Below are 18,372 nucleotides of genomic sequence, written 5' to 3' on the forward strand. Positions count from 1 at the left end.
GTGCCGGTCTCGGCGCCGGGGGGACGCGCGCTGCCGGCGTTTCGAGCGCCGCCGCCAGCCCGAGCCAGTACCGGCCGCGGGCCTGCATTTCTTCCAGCGCGGCGGGGCCGTCCTGGTCCGCAAGGCCGGCAAGCAGGTTCGTCAGTCGCGCGAGCCAACGCGACGGCACCGTCTCTGCCTCCTCGTCGCGCACGGCGCGGGACAGGACGACCTCGCTTGCCGCCGCCGCCAGCTGAAAGTCATGCGCAGAGAGCCCGATCTGCCGTTCGGGCAGCAGGAGCCCGGCCTTGAGCCGCATCTGCCGCGACAGCCAGGGATCGGGCGCGGGCGGTGCGGGCCATATGCGCTCGTTGAGTCCGGCGAGGATCGTGAGGTCCGCCCCGCCGGTGCGGACTTCGAGTGTGCCGCGGATGGCGACCAGCGGATGCGCCTCCGGCCCCTGCCGGACGTTGCCGGCCGAGAGGAGCCTCGTCAGGAGTGCTGCGTAGTCCGATGGGGAGAAATTGGCACCGTGTGCAGCTTCGCGCCGCAACTCCTCGATCACGCCGCGCGCAAGTTCGCCCGCGTCGCGTCGCCAAAGCTCGCTCGCCTCGCTATCCCCGCCCGGCCCCGCGGCGACGGTACGCGCGAGTGACAGATGCGTGTCTACACAGGCGGAAAGGCTGCGGTCAGGCAGAGGATTCGCGCCTGCGAGGATCGCCCCCACCCACTCCGCCCAGGCGATGCGGTCGGACTCGCCCTTTCGCGAGGCCCAGAGAGACAGGGCACTGGCCGTCGGAAACGCGGGGCCGTGGCGCCGCAAGTGGAGCTCGAGATCGCGCGTGAATCGCAGATGCGACCCGCGGTCGCCCGCGCCCGTCGCGGTGAGCGGGTGCTTCAGAAGCACGACGAGCGCCTCGGCAGATACCGGCCGCTCGAAAAGCTGCGCGACGTGACGCAGGAACCGGCCCGGCGCCGATTGCACGAGGGGGCGGCCCGCGCTGTCGTCGGGGATGATCCCCCAGCGGTCGAGGGCGGCCGTGACGCGCCGCGCGAGCACGCGGTCCGGCGTGACGAGATGCGCGCGCCGGCCGTCCTCGGCCGCCTTGCGGAGCCGCAGCGCGATGGCGAGCGCCTCGGCCCGCGGATCGGGCGCCTCGAGAAGCGTAAGCCGCTCGGTGGCGGGCAGCAGCGGGCCGAGCGCCGCTCCCTCCCTGATCCACTGGTCGGTCACCGGCGCCGGCCGTAGCGAGAGCGATATGAGCCGGTTCCGGGCGGGGTCGGGCGGCGGTGCCTCGATCCATCGGCCGACGGCGGACGGCGCAGCCCCGAGCGCACGGGTGAGCGCGAGAAACCGGTATTGCGGATGGTCCTCGTTGGGGACCGGCGCGCCATGGAGGCTGTCCCAGGCGAAACCGGGCATGTCGAAGTCGAATCCGGGCAGGACGACCGCGCCGTTCGGCAGCCGCGCCACGGCCCGCATCAGGAGTTGCGTCGCCCCGCGTGACCCGGTTGAGCCCGCGATGATGACCGGGTCGGGCGGGGCGACGCTGCCCCAGCGATTGGCCAGCGCCTCCGCGATCCGCCTCTGCCGCGCCTCCGCGTCCGGTGCGGCGTCGGCGGCGAAGTAGCGCGAGACGATGCGGATGAACGCGAGGCTGCGCTCCCAGTGCGCGGCATGGTTCTCGGCAAGATCGGCGGCATCGAGCGTTTCGGGCGTAACCCCCTCGCCCTGCATCTCGTCCATCAGCGCCGCGAGGCTGTCGGCGAGGTCGAAGACCGCGGTTCCAGCCGCGAAATCCGTTTCGCGCCGGACAAGCTCGGCGACCAGCCGGGCAAGTTCGAGCCGCCGTCTGAGTGGCGGGACGGCAGGCGGTACCCCGGGCATCGGGGCGCGGCCGAGATCCGTGACGATCCTGAGCCTCGGCAGTAGGCGGGCGCCGCGCGCATCGAAGGCGGCGCGAACGGACGAAAGCATCCTTGCGGTGTTGAGATAGACGGTGACGCGGGCGATGGCCTCGGGCGCCGCGCCGGCCATCCGCGCGAGGAGCCCGTCGACGAAGGCGGCGGGGAAGTCCGCTCCGGGCGGCAAGCCGTAGAGCCGCACGTCGGCATCCCGGTCAGTCATGCCGGTTCTCATGCCAGAGCGCCTCGGCCAGCGGAACCGATTCCGGCCGACCCACGTCGCACCAGCCGCCGGCATGGACGATGCCGTAGAGCCGCCCCCCCGCCGCCATGGCGTCCCAGAGCCGGTTGAGCGAGAAGATCCGCTCTCCTACCCGGGCGAGGCCGCCGGTCTTCACGATCCCGGCCCCGGTATAGACAAAGCCGCGCCCGCGGCGGATCTGGCCGTCGGCAGCAAGGTCGAAGTCGCCCGCGCCCGTATGGCCCGTTGCTGCGCCGTGCGGCACGAGGAGGAGGAGCCCATCCATCTGGTCCGGGCGCCATGCGGCGCGCAGTTCCTCGATCGGGTTAGCGCCGGTCCAGACCGCGTCGGTGTTCAGCGTGAAGACGGGACCCGCCCCCAACAGGGGAAGCGCATGCAGGAGGCCGCCGCCGGTTTCCAGGATCATCTCGGTCTCGTCCGAAAACCGGATGCCGGGGCGCATGGAAAGGTGCCGAACGATCTGGTCGGGACGGTAGTGCAGGTTGGCGACGACGTGGCTGACACCGGCCCCGTCCACCGCCGCCAGCGCGTGATCGAGCAGGGTCCGCCCGCCGACCTCGATCAAGGGCTTCGGCCGGTCCTTTGTCAGGGGACCCATGCGGGTGCCGAGGCCCGCGGTGAAGAGCATCAGGGCCTGCGGCGTCATGCCGATCCCCCTGCAAGTCTTGCGATCCGCTCCGTTGTCGGTTCGGGCAGGCCGGCACGGACGGCCGAGGCAAGCTCTGCCAAGGTCGGATGCGTCAGGTTGCGTTCCAGAGCTGCCCAGACGCGGGGCAGGAAGGCGAGATAGTGCGTCTTGCGATCGCGCAGGGCGAGCCGGGCGAACACGCCGACGATCCGCAGCGCCCGCTGCGCACCGAGGAGCGCGTAGATCGCCGTGAAGTCGTCCATCTCGATCCCTCTCGCCGCCGCGTATCGCGCGATCATCGCCTGCTCGGTCCCATGGCCAAGATCGCGCCGCGCGTCCTGAAGCAACGAGACGAGGTCGTAGGCCGGATGGGCCGCGACCGCGTCCTGGAAGTCGAGCAGGCCGAGTCGTGCATGCCCGGCACGGTCGGGCAGCCAGATCAGGTTCTCCGAATGGAAGTCGCGCAGCGACAGGACCGGCGCCGCGTCGTTCAGCCGGTCATGGAGCCGTCGCACCAGGCCCGGCAGGGTGTCTGCCGCGGCGCTGGAGGGCGCACCGATTCCGCGCAGATACCATTCGGGCGTGAGTGCCGTCAGTTCGGCAAGCGCCGGCCCGTCGAGCGCTGCGGCGAAGGCCGGGGGCGGATGGCGGTGGAGGTCCGCGAGGAAGTCTGTCGCGGCGGCATAGATCGTCCGTTCCCGGTCCGGAGCCGACCCGAGCAGCCGCGCGACGAGCGCATCGCCGAGGTCCTCGAGAAGCAGCAATCCCTTCGCGTGGTCCTTGGCCAGGATCCGCGGCGCCGAATAGCCGCGGTCGCAGAGCCAACCGTCCACCAGGTCGAAACGCCGCGTGTCCTCGCCGCGCTCGGGCGGGGCGTCCATGAGAACTGCCCTTTGCGCGCCAAGGCTCAAGCGCTGGTAGCGCCGCGCCGAGGCGTCCCCGGCGAGGGGCGCGCGGTGCGCGGCATCCCAGCCGGCGCCCGCGAGAAAGGTCGTGATGTCTCTTTCGCGGTCACGCATCGGCGCGCCACTCCTCCGCAGCGAGTGCGGACAGCACCGGGGCCCATCGTGCGGCTGACGCCGAAATGGTTGCGTCGCGTGCAGCATCCCCGTCCGGGGCAGGCGACAGCGTCACCGCAAGCGCCCCCGGTGGGCAGGCATCGCCCAGCCGGTCGGGCCACTCGACGAGGCAGATAGCGGCCTCGAAGGCGTCGTCGAGCCCGAGTGCCGCGACCTCGTCAGGTCCGCCGAGCCGGTAGAGGTCCGCGTGCCAGATTTCCACCGGTCCGGCGTCGTATACCTGCACGAGCGTGAAGGTTGGCGACGGCACGTCTTCGACGCGGCCAAGTGCCTCCAGGCGCGATTGGATCAGGCCGCGGCAGAAATGCGACTTCCCGGCCCCGATGGCACCTTCCAGAAGCAGCGTATCGCCGGCGACGAGCCGCGCGCCAAGCCAGCGCGCAAGCTGCGTCGTCTCCTCGGGCGAGCCGAGGGAGAGGTGAACCGTTCGTACGTCGGGCAGGGTGTCGGGCATGCGGCGACTTTACCGACCCCGCCCCCGCCCGCAAGGGATCAGACGACGGCCGGCCCGGCCGCCATGGGGTCCCCGCGCCGGATGCGGCGCGCGCGACGACGGAATGGTCGCGCCACCCTTTGCCGCGCGAATGCGACGAGCGTCGCGCCGCCCGAAAGCGGAACGATTCGGCAGCCGAGCATGTCGCCGGCAAGAAGCCTGAGATCGGCCGTCCACTCGGCCCGATCCTCCAGCGCCAGAACGAAGTCACGGATGTCGCCGAAGGCCGGATCCGGCTGCGACAGGTCCTGCCAGCGCCGGATCGAATCCACGACCGTGACCTTCCCGAGCGTCAACTGAGGCTCTACTCCCCAGAGCGCGTCATAGGCGCTGTTCGAGAGGATGAGCTCACCTGCCGGAGAGAAGACGACGATCGCTTCCTCGACCGTGTCGACAACGGCCTGGCCAAGCTCGATCTCCGACCGGAAGCGGCGCGTGAGCGTGATCTCGGCGGTGATGTCCTCTAGTAGGAAGGCCACGGCCCCGTCCGGATGCGGCCGGCCGACAACGTGGTACGTCTGGCCCGAGGGCAGCGACCAGGTTTCCTCGTAGAGCCCGCACGAGGCCTGCTTTTCCAGATCCATCATCTGCTGGCGCCAGGTCGCGTAGTCCTTGGGCTCGGGAATGACATGGCGTTCGCGCAGCCGGTCGAGGAAGGCATAGAGCGTCGGCCGCGCCGACAGGAACTCCACCCCCGCGCCTGTCAGATCGACCAGGGCCGGGTTGAAGAGCGCAAGCTGACGCTGGCGGTCGAAGATTGCGAGTCCCGTCGGCAGGTGAGCGAAGGTCTTGCTGAGCGTCTGCACGAACTCTCGCAACGATGCTTCGGCTTTGACCGCGGCATCGGCCGGCAGGGCGAAATGCACGATGCCGTCCGGCAGCCTCTGGCCATGGCAGTCGAACCACAGCGCCACGCGGCCGCCGACCGGCGGGAGCATCTGCCGCCTTGGCGTGTTCACGGCAGTGCCGGGGTCGGGAAAGAGGGCCGGAACAGGCCAGGTCAGCGTATCCTCTCCGTCATCGCGCTGCTCGGCCACGGCGTCGAGGTAGGCGTGGTTTGCCCAGATCACCGCGCCATCGTCGTTGGTGCGCCAGATGAGGACTGGCGCGGCCGCGAGCGTATCGCGCAGCGCGGCCAGTTCGGCTTCCTGGGCCTTGTGGCTCAGCGCGTCGACGAGCACCCCCTGACCCTCGGCCGACAGGTCCGTCACGGTCAGCCGTGCGAGTTGGCCGAGCCATTCGGCGCGCACACGAAGGTCCCCGCTGGCGTCCCGCAACGCAAGTTCGCCGCGCTCGGCAAGCGAGCGCATTTCCGCGTCGAATCCCCTGAGGCGCTGGCAAAGGTACCGCGACAGCCGCGCCCATTCCGACCCCGGCCCCGGGATCGCTCCGAGCAGGGCGCGCGCGGCGCCGGTCGCGTCGACGAGTTCCTGATCGTCAAAGAGAAAGACCGCCTGCTCAAGCGGACCCTCCGCCGGGGCGAACGCCGTCCTTCGACGACCCTGGATGGGCCAGGACGCGAGCAGGAGCAAGGCGACCAGAGCGGCCGCGATCGACGTCGCCACGACGACTGCCGCAAGCATGAGAGGTGTAGCCATCTGTCCCGTCCTTCCCGTCGGGGTCTTTGCCCCTTGGCAAAAAGGGTCCCTTGAAGGGTTAATGCGATGTTAATCACACAACCTCTCGGCGAATTGATGGCGCAACTCAAATGACAATGTGGCGGTTATCTCCCAATCCTCCCGATTCCGTCACCTCGATGCGCTCCCGCGGCCAGCAAACCGTAACGACGGCGCCCGATCGGGCGGGCCGCTCCTCCTCGGTCAGGAAGGGGTCGGAAGCGTTGGTGAAGCTGAGCCTCGCGCCGGTGCGTTCGAGAAGCGTCTTGGCGATGAAGAGACCCAGACCCATCCCGTCATATTCCGGCCGGCGCTCAGAAGCGTCGTCGCGTCGGCGCAGCGGGTAGGGGTCGCCGATCCGCCCGAGAAGGTGGGCTGGAAATCCCGCGCCGTCGTCGGAGATCACGACCGTGATGTCGCGGTCGCTCCAGTCGGCATCAACCCAGACCTCGCCCCGGGCGAAATCGACCGCATTCTGGACGAGGTTGCGCAGGCCGTGGATGATCTCGGGCTTGCGCTGGACCTGCGGTTGCGGCTCGCCGGTACCCGGCGTGTCGCCGAGGTCGAAATGCAACGACTTGCCGCGACCGAGGTGGGGCTCCGCGGCCTCGCGGATGATCGTGGAAAGGGGTGCAGACCGCATGTGCTGGTCGGCCTTTCCGGCGCGCCCCATCGACCGCAGGATATCGCGGCAACGGTCGGCCTGATCGCGGATGAGTTCCGCATCACTCCTGAGTTCGGGCCGGTCGGCAAGTTCGTGCGCCAGTTCGACGCTCGTGAGTTTGATCGTGGCGAGTGGCGTCCCGAGTTCATGCGCTGCCGCAGCGATCACACCGCCGAGATCGGTCAGCTTCTGTTCGCGCGCGAGCGCCATCTGCGTCGCAAGGAGCGCATCGCCCATCAGCCGGATCTCGGACGCGACGCGACGGGCATAGAGACCGAGAAAGACGACGCCAATGACGATGGCCAGCCAGAAGCCGAAGCCGAAGACCGGCGGTACTGCAATGGCGTCGCCGCCGCGCGTTCGCAGGGGCACATTGACGAATGCGATGAGCGTGACGAGCGCGATGGTCACAAGCCCGAGGAGTACCGTCGCGCGAGCCTGGAGCGCGGTGGCCGCAATCGTGGCGGGCGCGAGGATCAGGAGCGCGAAAGGGTTGTTGAGGCCGCCGGTGAAGTACAGCAGTAGGCCGAGCTGAGCGGTGTCGAAGAGAAGCGTCAGCATTGCCGCCGTCTCGCTCAGTCGGGTGTTCTGCGGAAAGGCAAGGCCGGCCGCGAGGTTCACGGCCACCGCCGCGCCGACCACCAGGAAGCAGAGCACGAGATCGAGGTCGATGGCGTAGAACCGCCAAGCGACATAGATCGCGGCGGTTTGGCCCAGGATCGCCGTCCAGCGCAGGAGCATGAGGGTCCTGAGCCGGACCCAGTCGCCCCTGCCGGAAAATCCCATCGCGTCGAGCGGGTCGGTCGGGGCTTTCGATGCTGCGGCCGGGTGGCTCATCATTGGTCCTGTTGTCGCATTCCGGCGCTTGTGAATTGATAGTCCCCCGACAATCGGCGATCAATGGCGCTGGACAATTCGGGGAAGATCAATGCCTGTTTCCACCAAGAGCTACGCCCTCGCCGCGGCCTCGGTCGCAGCCATCGGGTTGGTCGTGATCTACACCATCAGCGTTTCGGGCACCGGCGACCGTTTCGCGCCCTGCCGCGCTGGCGCGGTGGGTGGTGGCACGATTGGCGGGCCGTTCACCTTGACGGACGAGGATGGCCAGCGCGTTACCGAGAAGGATGTTCTGAAAGGACCCAGCCTGGTCTATTTCGGTTACACCTTCTGCCCCGATATCTGCCCGGCCGATACAGCACGCAATGCGGAAGCCGTCGATGTGCTCGAGGAGAAGGGCTACGAGGTGACGCCGGTAATGATCTCGGTCGATCCGGCACGCGACACACCGGAAGTCCTCAAGGAATGGACCGACTACATCCATCCCCGGATGATCGGCCTGACGGGTTCTCCCGAGGAAATCGCCGCCGTCGCAAAAGAATACCGCACCTACTACAAGGTTCCGGAAAACCCGACCGACGAATATTATATCGTCGATCACATGACCCAGACGTACCTGATGCTGCCCGGATACGGCTTCGTGGAATTCTTCTCGCGCGATGCCACGCCTGAAGATATCGCCGACCGCACCGCATGCTTTATCGATGCCGCGCAGGAGCGAAATTGACCGGCGCTGGCTGACACTCTAGAACCGGAAAGAGGACAGGAGGAAAGGGGCGTTCATGGCGGAAGACGCGTTTGCGGAACTCGGCTCCGACCGGACCCTCCTGCTCGTCGACGACGACGGTCCCTTTGTCAACCGGCTGGCACGTGCGATGGAAAAACGCGGTTTCAAGCCGGAAACGGCCGAAAGCGTGGCCGCAGGCCGCGCGGCGGCGCGCGCCCGCCCACCTGCCTTTGCGGTGGTGGACCTCAGGCTCGGCGACGGCAACGGTCTCGATGTCGTCGAGGTCCTGCGCGAACGCCGCCCGGATTGCCGCGTGGTGGTGTTGACGGGATATGGCGCGATCGCGACCGCGGTCGCAGCCGTGAAGATCGGCGCTGTCGATTATCTGGCGAAGCCCGCGGATGCGGACGACATCACCAATGCGCTGCTCGCCAGGGGCGATGTCCTGCCACCGCCGCCGGAAAACCCGATGTCGGCGGACAGGGTCCGATGGGAACATATCCAGCGCGTGTACGAGCAATGCGACCGGAACATCTCGGAGACCGCGCGACGGCTTTCGATGCATCGCCGAACGCTTCAGCGCATTCTTGCCAAGCGCAGCCCGAAATAAAATTGACGATTGAAAAATAGGGCTAACGCGTCGACTCTTGCATTTGTGAATTTGGTGATGCAGGTTTCGCGCCTGAAATCGCAAAGTCGGGGAGTGAGCAATTGAAAATTGATCTGGAGTCCCTTTCGCTGAAGGAACTCAAAAGCCTCCAGTCGCAGGTTGGCGATATGGTCGCCACCTACGAGCAGCGGAAAAAGCAGGAAGCCCTTTCCGCGCTGGAGGAAAAGGCGAAGGCGCTGGGCTATTCGCTCAACGAACTCGTCGGAATGGCTGCGGCGCGAAAGCGCAAGCCGGCCAAGGCGAAATACGCCAATCCCGCCAACAAGTCCGAAACCTGGACGGGGCGCGGACGCAAGCCGCGCTGGTTCGAGGCGGCGCTGAAATCCGGAAAGTCGCTCGAAGACATGGCGATCTGAGGTCTGTCGCCCGCGAGGCGCAAGAATCGTCCGGGTACGCGGCGGCGTGGGGGCGACGTCTCAGGCCCCCACCTTCGCCATCAGAGCAGCATGGCGCGCAACATAGTCCTCGCGCACCTCCACCGGCGGCCTGAGCCGCAAGGCAAGGCCGCGCATCATCGTCTCGGCCGGCGCGCCGAAGAACCGGTCGGCCTCGCCGCGGGAAAAACCGGCTATCTGTACCGCCTCGAGCCAGGCCGAAACCTTGTCGGCTGCCTTGATTGCCTTCTTGATCTCCTGCGGAAGTTGCGCGGGAAGACCGAAACGCAGATGGATGGCCGCCGTCAGCCGCTCGTCCAGCGCACCGTAGGAGGGGCCGATGGCTGCCTTTACCGGGCTGATCATGTCACCGATGACGTACTCCGGCGCATCGTGGAGGAGCGCGGCAAGCCGCCATCGCGGGGCCACGCCAGGGTTGGCGCGGGTGAAGATCTCCTCGACCAGCAGCGAATGCTCGGCCACTGAATAGGGGAAGTCGCCCAGGGTCTGCCCGTTCCAGCGGGCGACAAACGCCAGGCCATGCGCGATGTCCTCGATCTCGATATCCATCGGCGTCGGATCGAGCAGGTCAAGTCTGCGCCCCGACAGCATTCTCTGCCACGCGCGTTTCTGCTTCGCAGCCATTGCCCTCCCGTCCCGGTCCAACTGCCGGCCCCGGGTTGCATAGCGCAATACAGTGCCCGCAAAAAAGGGGTGCATGCCGCCGGAGCCCAAGTCCGGCCGTACGAATGCAGGCACGTGCCGCCCGTCACACGCCCAGTAAAGAGTGGCAATGATCGCGGAAAGCGGCGAGATTGGACGAGGGGCGAGTTATTGCGGGTTGGGATGCCGTCCGAGGAAAGCCGCCTGATCGAAACGCTCCGGGTCTTCTGCGTCATCGCGATGATGTGGGTGCATGTGAACCCCGGCCTGTCCTCGCCGTCGGCGGTGACGTCCGGCGACTACACGCTCGTCGGCGCGGTCTTCGGGAACACGCTCGGGCGCGTCAGCGTCGCGCTCCTCAGCTTCGTCAGCGGATATCTCATCTGGCATCGCTCGCGCACCGTTCCGCTGCCACAGTTCGCCGCCACTCGCTTCCGCAGCGTACTCGTCCCGATGCTCGTATGGAGTGCGCTCTTCATCCTGTTTGCGGTGCTGAAGGAGCCGCTCACGGGCGTCATGGCGCAGAAGATCGAGGGGATAGACCTTGACGCGGCATCGCTGGCCAATGCCTGGGCCGGGATCACCGGGCCAACGGCGAACCTCTCGCTCTTCTTCCTGCGCGATCTCTTCGTGGGCTCGCTAATCCTGCGTGCGGCCCTGCCGTTCGTCGCGCGGGCGCCCATCGCGGTGGCGGCCGTCGCTCTGGTCGCCGCCTCCGGCCAGACGCTTGAGCCGCTGATCTTTCGCGGCCCGATCCTCCAGTTCCTGGTCTTCGGCGCCGTAGCCGCCCGCCTCGGCTACACCCTGACAGGCATCGCCCGGCCGCTGGTCGCACTGCCGCTCGGCTATCTGATGTCGGTTGCGAGCCTCGCGGCCTACAGCCTGCCCGCCAGCCCGCTGCTCCATCCCCTCAACCTCCCGGCACTCGCGATGCGGGCCGGCGTCTCCTTCCTCGTGCTCGCCTTCACGCGCGCGACGATGGCCGGAAGCCGGAGGCTCGCCCTCCACCGCCTCGGGCGCCATGCGTATCTGGCCTATCTCATGCATGTTCCCCTTTTCGGTGTCCTCTGGGTCCTCTGGCGAAGTCTTGTCGGCGGCCCGCTCGAGCCGTCCTACGCCATCTTCTTTCTCGCGGGGCCCGTCGTCGCCTTCGCGGTCGCGGTGCCCGTCGGCCTCGCGCTCGACCGGGCACCGCGGGTGCTGCAAATCGCGCTGCGGGGACGCATTGTTCGGCCCGAACGGCTGAAACCTGAGGATTGATTGCCGCGCCTCCGCCGCGATGCTATGGGGGCGCAAACGGAATTTGCAGGAGAATGTCGGATGCCCAAGGATTCGACCGATTACATCGTCAAGGATATCGCGCTTGCGGAATTCGGCCGCAAGGAACTGGACATCGCCGAAACCGAGATGCCGGGGCTCATGGCCCTGCGCGAGGAATTCGGCGCCAAGCAGCCGTTGAAGGGTGCCCGCATTGCCGGCAGCCTGCACATGACGGTGCAGACCGCAGTGCTGATCGAGACGCTGAGGGCGCTGGGCGCCGACGTGCGCTGGGCCTCGTGCAACATATTCTCGACCCAGGACCATGCCGCCGCTGCCATCGCCGCTGGCGGCACCCCCGTCTTCGCCGTCAAGGGCGAGACGCTGGAGGACTACTGGGCCTATACCGACAGGATCTTCCAGTTCCCGGAAGGCACCTGCAACATGATCCTCGACGATGGCGGGGACGCGACCCTTTACATCCTTCTCGGCGCGCGGGTGGAGAACGGCGAGAGCGACCTGATCGCCGTTCCGAAGTCGGAGGAGGAGGTGTGCCTCTTCAACCAGATCCGCAAGCGCATGGCGGAAACGCCGGGCTGGTTCACCCGGCAGCGCGACGCGATCAAGGGCGTTTCGGAGGAGACGACGACCGGCGTTCACCGGCTTTACGACCTGCACAAGCGGGACCTGCTGCCCTTCCCGGCGATCAACGTGAACGACAGCGTCACCAAGTCGAAGTTCGACAACAAGTATGGCTGCAAGGAATCGCTGGTGGACGGCATCCGCCGCGCGACCGACACGATGATGGCGGGCAAGGTCGCGGTCGTCTGCGGCTATGGCGATGTGGGCAAGGGCTCTGCCGCCTCGCTCCGCGGCGCCGGCGCCCGGGTGAAGGTGACCGAGATCGACCCGATCTGTGCCCTTCAGGCCGCGATGGACGGCTACGAGGTCGTCCTGCTGGAAGACGTGGTGGCGAGTGCCGACATCTTCATCACCACCACCGGCAACAAGGACGTGATCCGCATCGAGCACATGCGCGAGATGAAGGACATGGCGATCGTCGGCAACATCGGCCATTTCGACAACGAGATCCAGGTGGCCGCCCTCCGGAACCACAAGTGGACGAACATCAAGGACCAGGTGGACATGATCCAGATGCCCTCGGGCAACCGCATCATCCTCCTGTCCGAAGGCCGACTCCTGAACCTCGGCAACGCCACTGGGCACCCGAGTTTCGTCATGTCGGCCTCCTTCACCAACCAGGTGCTCGCGCAGATCGAGCTGTGGACCAAGGGGAAGGACTACAAGCCAGGCGTCTACATCCTGCCCAAGCACCTCGACGAGAAGGTGGCCCGTCTGCATCTGGGGAAGATCGGCGTGAAACTCACCGAACTGCGCGTTGACCAGGCGGACTACATCGGCGTGACCGTCGCGGGCCCCTACAAGTCCGACCATTACCGCTATTGATCGGGAGAGGGGGCCTGACCCCCTCTTTTCCTCGCCGCCCTCCGCTCCGGATGAGCGGGTTTGCGGTTTTTTCCCATTATCTTGCCCCGGGAATTGGAGTTTTCCTTTGCCCGCCGGGCCAATCCGACCTAACTTCGTCGCGCCTTGCGCGCGACACGGCAGGTCTGGACACTTTGTAGAGGGATAGTAGGAGCTTCACATGGGCAAGAGAGACGAACTGATCGCGAAATATGCCGACGATCTGAAGAACAAGTGCGGCATGACGCCGGACATGGCGCTGCTCACGAAAGTGACGATCGGCTGCGGCCCGTCGATCTACGATGCAGACTCCGCGACCGTGGCGGCCGGCCAAGCCAGCGAACTCGAGACGGTCAAGAAGAACTTCCTGATGAAGAAGCTCGGCCTCAAGGACAGCCCGCAACTGATGGATGCGATCAAGTCGGTTGTCGAGACCTACGGCAAGTCCGAACGCAACAAGTACCGCGCCGTGGTCTACTACATGCTCGTGAAGCACTTCGGCAAGGAAGCCGTCTACAAGTAACTCCACATGGCTGCTCGGACTGCACGATGCACGCGGTTCGAGCGGCCAGGTTAACGGGGCGTTACCGCAACTATCTGATTTTGAACGGAATTGTCGCAAGAGCGCGCTTGCACGAATCCTCGACGCCGCCTAGGTTGATCGCAACGGGCCAGGATGGCCGAGACCTTTTCAGTTTCACGTGTGGTGCGAAGGGAGCACGTGGGGTGGCGAAGGGTCCCGGTTGGGTGGCCGGGACCCTTTGTTTTTCAGAACAGCGTCAGCACAGCGCCGATGATCGCCGCACCGGCGACGGCGTAGCCGCCGTCGATCAGCGTCAGCCGAAAGGGCCGCATCGCATAGGCGTTGTTGATCATGATCCAGGGCGCAATGAAGAAGAGCCCGACCCCGAGGCCGGAGACGATCCCGGCCCCGAACGTCGCGATTCCCGCCATCGAGAAGATGTGGCGCATCATCCCGGCGACGAGCAGCATCGCCAATGCCGAGAGGACGAAGGGCGTCGGGTTCGCCCCTCCGGCGGGCCGCCCGCTCGCGTCCACCGGCACGCCGGACGCCTCGATCCAGGGTTTCGACAGGGCCATGTAGTATCCGGCCCCGAATATCCATGCCACCGCAGCCGCGGCGATGACGCTTAGAAGTCCCATGTTTCCCTCGCGCGTTGATGGGTGCGCGCATCTTGCCTGCAGCGGCGCCGTCGGTCTACAGCCCGCCAAGCGCGCAGATCACCGTCCACTCCGCCTCGGTCACGGGCTGGACCGACAGGCGGGTATTGGTGACCAGCGCCATCGCGGCCAGCCGCGGATCCGCCTTTGCCACTTCCAGAGTCACCGGGCGGGGCAGGGGCTTCACAGCGCGGATGTCCACGCAGTCCCAGCGCGGGTCGTCGGTGGTGCTGTCGGGATGGCTCGTCGCGGAGACCTCGACGATGCCGACGATCTCCTTGCCGATGTTGGAGTGATAGAAGAACCCGAGATCGCCGATCTTCATCGCCCGCATGTTGTTACGCGCCTGATAGTTGCGCACGCCATGCCATTCCTCGCCCGCAGCACCCTTCGCCACCTGCTGGTCCCAGCTCCAGGCGTCGGGCTCTGACTTGAACAGCCAGTACGCCATCAGCCGATCACCTTCTTCCACTCGATCACGGCCACGCTTTCGAAAAGGCCCGCCGCCTTGTAGGGGTCGCCCGCCGCCCATGCCTCCGCCGCGCCGAGGCCTTCCGTCTCCAGCACGATCAGGGAACCGCACATCTGGCCGTCCGCGATGAAGGGCCCGGCCATCTTCACGATCCCGGTGGCCTCGATATATGCGAGGTGCGCCGCGCGGGTGTCGAGACGGGTCTGGAGGTGCCCGGGCTTGTCGCGGCAGATGACGGCGTAGAGCATGGTCTATTCCTTCTTGAGCGGGCGGGAGAGGAGGGCGGACATCGCGTCTGCCACGGAAATCCTGCGACCGACGAGGGCCGCAACCATGGCCGATACCGGCATGTCGATTCGGCGCGTCCCGGCAATGACGCTGACCGCCTGCGATGTGGCCGCACCCTCCACCGTGACTTCCGGGTCGAAGTCCTCGCCGGCGCCGAGCGCGTGGCCGAAGCGGAAGTTGCGCGACTGGAGCGACGTGCACGTCAGCACGAGGTCGCCGAGCCCGGACAAGCCCGCGAGCGTGTCCGCCTGTGCGCCCATCGCCTGCGCGAGACGGTTCATCTCGGCGAATCCGCGGGTCATGAGGGCCGCCCGCGCGCTGTCACCGAGCCCCGCGCCGATGACCACGCCCGCGGCAATGGCGATGACGTTCTTGAGTGCCCCGCCAAGCTCGGCCCCGCGTGTGTCGGTCGTACGGTAGAGCCGCAGGACAGGGGTGGAAAGCGCGTCCTGCAACATCGCCCCCGTCGCATCGTCGCCGCAGGCCAGCGTCAATGCCGTCGGCAAACCCTTCGCGATATCCGCAGCGAAACTCGGCCCGGTCAGGATCGCGGGGGTCGCGTTCGGGCAGGCATCGGCAAGGATCGCCGTCGGTCCGCGCCCCGTGGCAATGTCGATTCCCTTCGCGCAGGCAACCAGCGCCTTGCCATCCAGATCGCGAGCCACCGCCGCAAGGAACCCCGTCATCTGCTGCATCGGCACCGCAACGAGCAGGATCTCGGCGGCCCGAAAATCATCAATTTCGGCCGAAACAGACACGCTTTCGGGAAGATTCACGCCGGCAAGCCGCTTCGTGTTCCGCCGCGTGCGCCGCATTTCCGCAGCGTGATCGCGCTCGCGCGCCCAGAGGCCGACCTCCGCCCCCGTCCGCGCCAGTGTCAGCGCCATCGCCGTGCCGAAGGCACCTGCGCCCAGAACCGCGACCCTCACGCCTTGGCCCCCTTCTTTCCGCTGCCGATCAGCGCCGGCTGCGCGATGTCGAGCGGCCAGCGGGGCCGCGCCACGAGATCGAGCCCGTCACGGTGCCCGAGGCGGAATCGCTCGATCCCGGCCCAGGCGATCATCGCGGCATTATCGGTGCAAAGCGCCAGCGGCGGGGCGACGAACCGCGTTCCGGCGCCGCTCGCCACAGTCTCCAGCCGTGCGCGAATGGCCGCGTTTGCAGCCACGCCCCCGGCGACGGCTAGGCTCGGAAACTCCGGGCCAGACGCGAGATAGGCATCGAGAGCCCTGCGCGTCTTCTCGGCTAGCACGTCGGCCACGGCGGCCTGGAACCCGGCACAGAGGTCTGCACGATCCACGCCGGTAAGTCCGCCCTTTTCCGCAATCACGCCGTCGCGCGCCCTGAGAAGCGCCGTCTTGAGACCCGAGAACGACAGGTCGCAGCCGGGGCGGTCCAGCAGTGGCCGGGGAAACGCGAAGCGTGCCGGGTCGCCCTTGCGGGCCTCGGCCTCGACGGCCGGGCCGCCTGGCTGTGGCAGGCCGAGGAGCTTTGCCGTCTTGTCGAAGGCCTCGCCCGGCGCGTCGTCGATCGTTCCGCCGAGCCGCCGGAACCGCTCGGCACCCTCGACGACGAGGAACTGGCAATGGCCACCGGAAACGAGAAGCATCAGGTAGGGGAACGGCAGACCGTGCGTCAGGCGCGGGGTCAGCGCGTGTCCGGCGAGGTGGTTGACGCCGAGAAGCGGAAGCCCGGTCGCGGCAGACATTCCCTTGGCGCACATAACGCCGGCGAGCACACCGCCGATCAGGCCCGGTCCGGCGGTCACGGCAATGCCGTCGATGTCTCCGAGCGAGGCTCCTGCATTCGCCAGGGCCTCCTCGGCGCAAAGGTCGATCTTCTCGACATGGGCGCGGGCCGCGATTTCCGGCACGACGCCGCCGAACGCCGCGTGAAGGTCGGTCTGCCCGGCAACCACCGAAGACAGGATCGCGCCCTTGCCGCCCGACAGCCGGACAACCGCCGCGGCGGTATCGTCGCAGCTCGACTCGAGCCCGAGCAGGGTGATCGTCTCTTCGTCCATGGCGCCGCCGGTTGCCCTGACCCTGTCGGGCAGGTAACACCGTGAAGGCCATCGCACAATCCCGAGGGGGCCGTGAAACCTGTCTGTCCGATCCTCTTCCTGACCCGCCCGGAAGCGCAGTCGTGCCGCTTCGCGGACGAGTTCCGGGCCCGTTTCGGTGCCGGCTGGCCCGTCGTGATCGCGCCCCTGTCTGAGATCGTCCGTCTCGATCCCGCGCTTCCTGCCGAGCCACCGGCGCATGTCGTCTTCACCTCGGAGAACGCGGTTGCCGCTTTCGCAGCGCTTTCGCCAGACCGCACGGCCCTCGCCTGGTGCGTCGGACCGCGGACTGAGGCAGCGGCACGGGCGGCGGGCTTCGCGACCCGGCTTGGGCCTGGCGATGGTGCAGGGCTTGCGCGGTCGATCGCCTCCGATCCGTTGGTGCGTCAGGTTCTCTACCCGCGTCCGGTGCATGCCGCCGGAGATATCCCCGGCGCGCTGGAATCGGCCGGGATAGAGACGGTACCGGTGGTGGTCTACGACCAGCGGGAGCAACCCTTTTCCGGCGCCGCAAGCGCGGTGCTCGCGGGCCCGGTGCCGGTGCTTCTGCCCCTCTTCTCGCCCCGCTCGGCGCGGCTGGCGGAAAAAGCGGCACGCGGGGCGACCGCGCCCTTGCTCATCGCGGCGATAAGCCCGGCCGCGGCGGCAGAGGCGCGCGAACTTTCCGCCCGCCGGATGGTGATCGCCGCGCGACCCGACGGCGATGCGATGCTCGATGCTCTTGGTGCGCTCATTGCCGCAGCTAAGACGGGTTGAGCGCGCGCGCCCCGCTGACTAAGTTTGCCTGAGGCTGGCTTGGGCGAGTCCGCTCCCGTGGTTCGTGCGAAAGGGTTCTCTGATGGCAAGGGCGCGGAAGGGCGAGAACGATAGCAGGACGGTAGCTGCGGGAACGGCCGGCGACGATGCGGCCAATGCTGGCACGCGCGAGGAATCGCCGGCACTGGTGATCGAGGAATCCCAGTCCACCGAGTGGCAACCCGAGGCACCCGCGTCCGAGCCGGCGGAAACGCCATCCCCGGAATGGGTGCCGCCTTCCGCATCGCCGCGTCCGCGCCGCGGAGGGTTCCTTCCGACGGTTCTTGGCGGGGCCATCGCATCAGGTATCGGCTTCGGAACGGCCGTCTACATCCTGCCCCGCGTCTGGGTGCCCGAGGCACCGGTCGCGGACCTCGATGCCCTCAGGACCAGCATCGCCGAACAGACGGCGCGGCTCGACGGGCTTTCGGCAACGGTCGAGACCGGTGCTGCGGAGTCGGAATTGGCGGACCTTTCCGCGAGGGTTGCAGCCCTGGACGACAGGTCCGCGGCAGGCCTCGCCGACCTTGGCGACGCGGTCGCGGGGCTCGATCCGCGACTTGCCTCGACGGCCGCCCGGATCGACGACTTGGAGGCGCGCATCGCCGCGCTGGAAAAACGGCCGGTGGAGGGCGGGGCCGCCTCGGCCACGGCGCTGGAGGCTTTCGGGCGCGAAATGGAGACGCTCAGGGCCGAGATGGCGGCCCAGAAATCCGCGCTTTCCGAGACAGAGGCGAGCCTTGCCGAGGAGGCGAGCCGCGCGGTCGAGAATGTCAGGGCCGCCGCCACTGAGGCCGATCGGCTGCGGGTGGCGGCCGAGGAGACGGCACGTCGGGCCACCGCGCGTGCCGCGCTTGGCCGGATCGACGCGGCGCTGACGGCCGGTGGAGCCCTCGACCCGGCGCTCGCCGAACTGCGCGGCGCGGGCTTCGAG

19 protein-coding genes and 1 pseudogene are annotated in these 18,372 nt (G+C 67.6%); 8 read left to right on the forward strand and 12 right to left on the reverse strand.

What is annotated here, in order from left to right:
* The 6 genes from addB to regB form a co-directional block, all read right to left on the reverse strand.
* The coding region (gene addB / locus F9K34_RS10490) for a double-strand break repair protein AddB (RefSeq protein WP_291336914.1) at positions 1–2,107 on the reverse strand (2,107 nt) is incomplete at its 3' end.
* Positions 2,100–2,792: a nucleotidyltransferase family protein gene (locus tag F9K34_RS10495; RefSeq protein WP_291336915.1), complete on the reverse strand. Its 693-nt coding sequence runs from the start codon at positions 2,790–2,792 to the stop codon at positions 2,100–2,102. The genes addB and F9K34_RS10495, both read right to left, overlap by 8 nt.
* The gene (locus F9K34_RS10500) at positions 2,789–3,793 is read right to left on the reverse strand and encodes an aminoglycoside phosphotransferase family protein (protein WP_291336916.1); all 1,005 of its coding nucleotides are present in this window, start codon (positions 3,791–3,793) and stop codon (positions 2,789–2,791) included. The genes F9K34_RS10495 and F9K34_RS10500 overlap by 4 nt, the downstream gene beginning before the upstream one ends.
* Positions 3,786–4,307, reverse strand: a complete 522-nt coding sequence (gene tsaE / locus F9K34_RS10505) for a tRNA (adenosine(37)-N6)-threonylcarbamoyltransferase complex ATPase subunit type 1 TsaE (protein ID WP_291336917.1) — start codon at positions 4,305–4,307, stop codon at positions 3,786–3,788. The genes F9K34_RS10500 and tsaE overlap by 8 nt, the downstream gene beginning before the upstream one ends.
* 38 nt (positions 4,308–4,345) lie before the next feature.
* The gene (locus F9K34_RS10510; protein WP_291336918.1) at positions 4,346–5,944 is read right to left on the reverse strand and encodes a PAS-domain containing protein; all 1,599 of its coding nucleotides are present in this window, start codon (positions 5,942–5,944) and stop codon (positions 4,346–4,348) included.
* 106 nt (positions 5,945–6,050) lie between these two features.
* Positions 6,051–7,412: a sensor histidine kinase RegB gene (gene regB / locus F9K34_RS10515; RefSeq protein WP_291336932.1), complete on the reverse strand. Its 1,362-nt coding sequence runs from the start codon at positions 7,410–7,412 to the stop codon at positions 6,051–6,053.
* Between the two features lie 142 nt (positions 7,413–7,554).
* Here regB and F9K34_RS10520 point away from each other — a divergent pair, with 142 nt between their 5' ends.
* The 3 genes from F9K34_RS10520 (at position 7,555) to F9K34_RS10530 (ending at position 9,216) form a co-directional block, all read left to right on the forward strand.
* On the forward strand, positions 7,555–8,190 hold the full coding sequence (locus F9K34_RS10520) for an SCO family protein (RefSeq protein WP_291336919.1): 636 nt from the start codon (positions 7,555–7,557) through the stop codon (positions 8,188–8,190).
* Between the two features lie 55 nt (positions 8,191–8,245).
* Positions 8,246–8,800, forward strand: coding sequence for an ActR/PrrA/RegA family redox response regulator transcription factor (locus tag F9K34_RS10525; protein ID WP_291336920.1), 555 nt, complete (start codon positions 8,246–8,248; stop codon positions 8,798–8,800).
* A gap of 101 nt (positions 8,801–8,901) precedes the next feature.
* A complete protein-coding gene (locus F9K34_RS10530) occupies positions 8,902–9,216 on the forward strand; it encodes an H-NS histone family protein (RefSeq protein WP_291336921.1) in 315 nt (104 codons plus the stop codon).
* 60 nt (positions 9,217–9,276) lie between these two features.
* On the opposite strand, the gene F9K34_RS10535 is transcribed toward F9K34_RS10530, so the two are convergent.
* Complete coding sequence (locus F9K34_RS10535; RefSeq protein WP_291336922.1) at positions 9,277–9,879, reverse strand: HD family hydrolase; 603 nt, start codon at positions 9,877–9,879, stop codon at positions 9,277–9,279.
* Positions 9,880–10,080: 201 nt separating this feature from the next.
* On the opposite strand from F9K34_RS10535, the gene F9K34_RS10540 reads away from it, so the two are divergent.
* The 3 genes from F9K34_RS10540 (at position 10,081) to F9K34_RS10550 (ending at position 13,162) form a co-directional block, all read left to right on the forward strand.
* Entirely contained in the window at positions 10,081–11,157 is a 1,077-nt protein-coding gene (locus F9K34_RS10540) for an acyltransferase family protein (RefSeq protein ID WP_291336923.1), read from the forward strand.
* A 60-nt stretch (positions 11,158–11,217) separates the two neighbouring features.
* Positions 11,218–12,621 (forward strand): adenosylhomocysteinase, encoded by a 1,404-nt coding sequence (gene ahcY, locus F9K34_RS10545; RefSeq protein ID WP_291336924.1) that lies wholly within the window; start codon positions 11,218–11,220, stop codon positions 12,619–12,621.
* Between the two features lie 199 nt (positions 12,622–12,820).
* Positions 12,821–13,162 (forward strand): DUF2853 family protein, encoded by a 342-nt coding sequence (locus tag F9K34_RS10550; RefSeq protein WP_291336925.1) that lies wholly within the window; start codon positions 12,821–12,823, stop codon positions 13,160–13,162.
* A gap of 245 nt (positions 13,163–13,407) precedes the next feature.
* Here F9K34_RS10550 and F9K34_RS10555 read toward each other — a convergent pair whose 3' ends face one another.
* Genes F9K34_RS10555 through tsaD form a run of 5 tightly spaced genes read right to left on the reverse strand, consistent with a single transcriptional unit; the run spans position 13,408 to position 16,604 of the window.
* Positions 13,408–13,803 (reverse strand): DUF1761 domain-containing protein, encoded by a 396-nt coding sequence (locus F9K34_RS10555; RefSeq protein ID WP_291336926.1) that lies wholly within the window; start codon positions 13,801–13,803, stop codon positions 13,408–13,410.
* 55 nt (positions 13,804–13,858) lie between these two features.
* Positions 13,859–14,272: an EVE domain-containing protein gene (locus F9K34_RS10560; protein ID WP_291336927.1), complete on the reverse strand. Its 414-nt coding sequence runs from the start codon at positions 14,270–14,272 to the stop codon at positions 13,859–13,861.
* Positions 14,272–14,541: a YciI family protein gene (locus F9K34_RS10565; protein WP_291336928.1), complete on the reverse strand. Its 270-nt coding sequence runs from the start codon at positions 14,539–14,541 to the stop codon at positions 14,272–14,274. The genes F9K34_RS10560 and F9K34_RS10565 overlap by 1 nt, the downstream gene beginning before the upstream one ends.
* Before the next feature lie 3 nt (positions 14,542–14,544).
* Positions 14,545–15,510 (reverse strand): NAD(P)H-dependent glycerol-3-phosphate dehydrogenase, encoded by a 966-nt coding sequence (locus tag F9K34_RS10570; RefSeq protein ID WP_291336929.1) that lies wholly within the window; start codon positions 15,508–15,510, stop codon positions 14,545–14,547.
* Positions 15,507–16,604: a tRNA (adenosine(37)-N6)-threonylcarbamoyltransferase complex transferase subunit TsaD gene (tsaD, locus tag F9K34_RS10575; RefSeq protein ID WP_291336930.1), complete on the reverse strand. Its 1,098-nt coding sequence runs from the start codon at positions 16,602–16,604 to the stop codon at positions 15,507–15,509. Before tsaD ends, F9K34_RS10570 begins: the two co-directional genes overlap by 4 nt.
* 72 nt (positions 16,605–16,676) lie before the next feature.
* Between tsaD and F9K34_RS10580 the strand changes: the two genes are divergently transcribed.
* Positions 16,677–17,399 carry a uroporphyrinogen-III synthase gene (locus tag F9K34_RS10580; RefSeq protein WP_291336931.1) on the forward strand — a complete coding sequence of 241 codons (723 nt, stop codon included), beginning with the start codon at positions 16,677–16,679 and terminating at the stop codon, positions 17,397–17,399.
* 82 nt (positions 17,400–17,481) lie between these two features.
* Positions 17,482–18,372, forward strand: a pseudogene (locus F9K34_RS10585) (hypothetical protein); the annotation flags it as partial.

The organism is Albidovulum sp. (assembly GCF_008933605.1).
GTDB lineage: Bacteria > Pseudomonadota > Alphaproteobacteria > Rhodobacterales > Rhodobacteraceae > Albidovulum.

Coding starts and splice junctions, on each gene's coding strand:
- F9K34_RS10495 (WP_291336915.1), bottom strand. CDS start 2,792: ATGACGCCGCAGGCCCTGATGCTCTTCACCGCGGGCCTCGGCACCCGC.
- F9K34_RS10500 (WP_291336916.1), bottom strand. CDS start 3,793: ATGCGTGACCGCGAAAGAGACATCACGACCTTTCTCGCGGGCGCCGGC.
- tsaE (WP_291336917.1), bottom strand. CDS start 4,307: ATGCCCGACACCCTGCCCGACGTACGAACGGTTCACCTCTCCCTCGGC.
- F9K34_RS10510 (WP_291336918.1), bottom strand. CDS start 5,944: ATGGCTACACCTCTCATGCTTGCGGCAGTCGTCGTGGCGACGTCGATC.
- regB (WP_291336932.1), bottom strand. CDS start 7,412: ATGGGATTTTCCGGCAGGGGCGACTGGGTCCGGCTCAGGACCCTCATG.
- F9K34_RS10520 (WP_291336919.1), top strand. CDS start 7,555: ATGCCTGTTTCCACCAAGAGCTACGCCCTCGCCGCGGCCTCGGTCGCA.
- F9K34_RS10525 (WP_291336920.1), top strand. CDS start 8,246: ATGGCGGAAGACGCGTTTGCGGAACTCGGCTCCGACCGGACCCTCCTG.
- F9K34_RS10535 (WP_291336922.1), bottom strand. CDS start 9,879: ATGGCTGCGAAGCAGAAACGCGCGTGGCAGAGAATGCTGTCGGGGCGC.
- F9K34_RS10540 (WP_291336923.1), top strand. CDS start 10,081: ATGCCGTCCGAGGAAAGCCGCCTGATCGAAACGCTCCGGGTCTTCTGC.
- ahcY (WP_291336924.1), top strand. CDS start 11,218: ATGCCCAAGGATTCGACCGATTACATCGTCAAGGATATCGCGCTTGCG.
- F9K34_RS10550 (WP_291336925.1), top strand. CDS start 12,821: ATGGGCAAGAGAGACGAACTGATCGCGAAATATGCCGACGATCTGAAG.
- F9K34_RS10555 (WP_291336926.1), bottom strand. CDS start 13,803: ATGGGACTTCTAAGCGTCATCGCCGCGGCTGCGGTGGCATGGATATTC.
- F9K34_RS10560 (WP_291336927.1), bottom strand. CDS start 14,272: ATGGCGTACTGGCTGTTCAAGTCAGAGCCCGACGCCTGGAGCTGGGAC.
- F9K34_RS10565 (WP_291336928.1), bottom strand. CDS start 14,541: ATGCTCTACGCCGTCATCTGCCGCGACAAGCCCGGGCACCTCCAGACC.
- tsaD (WP_291336930.1), bottom strand. CDS start 16,604: ATGGACGAAGAGACGATCACCCTGCTCGGGCTCGAGTCGAGCTGCGAC.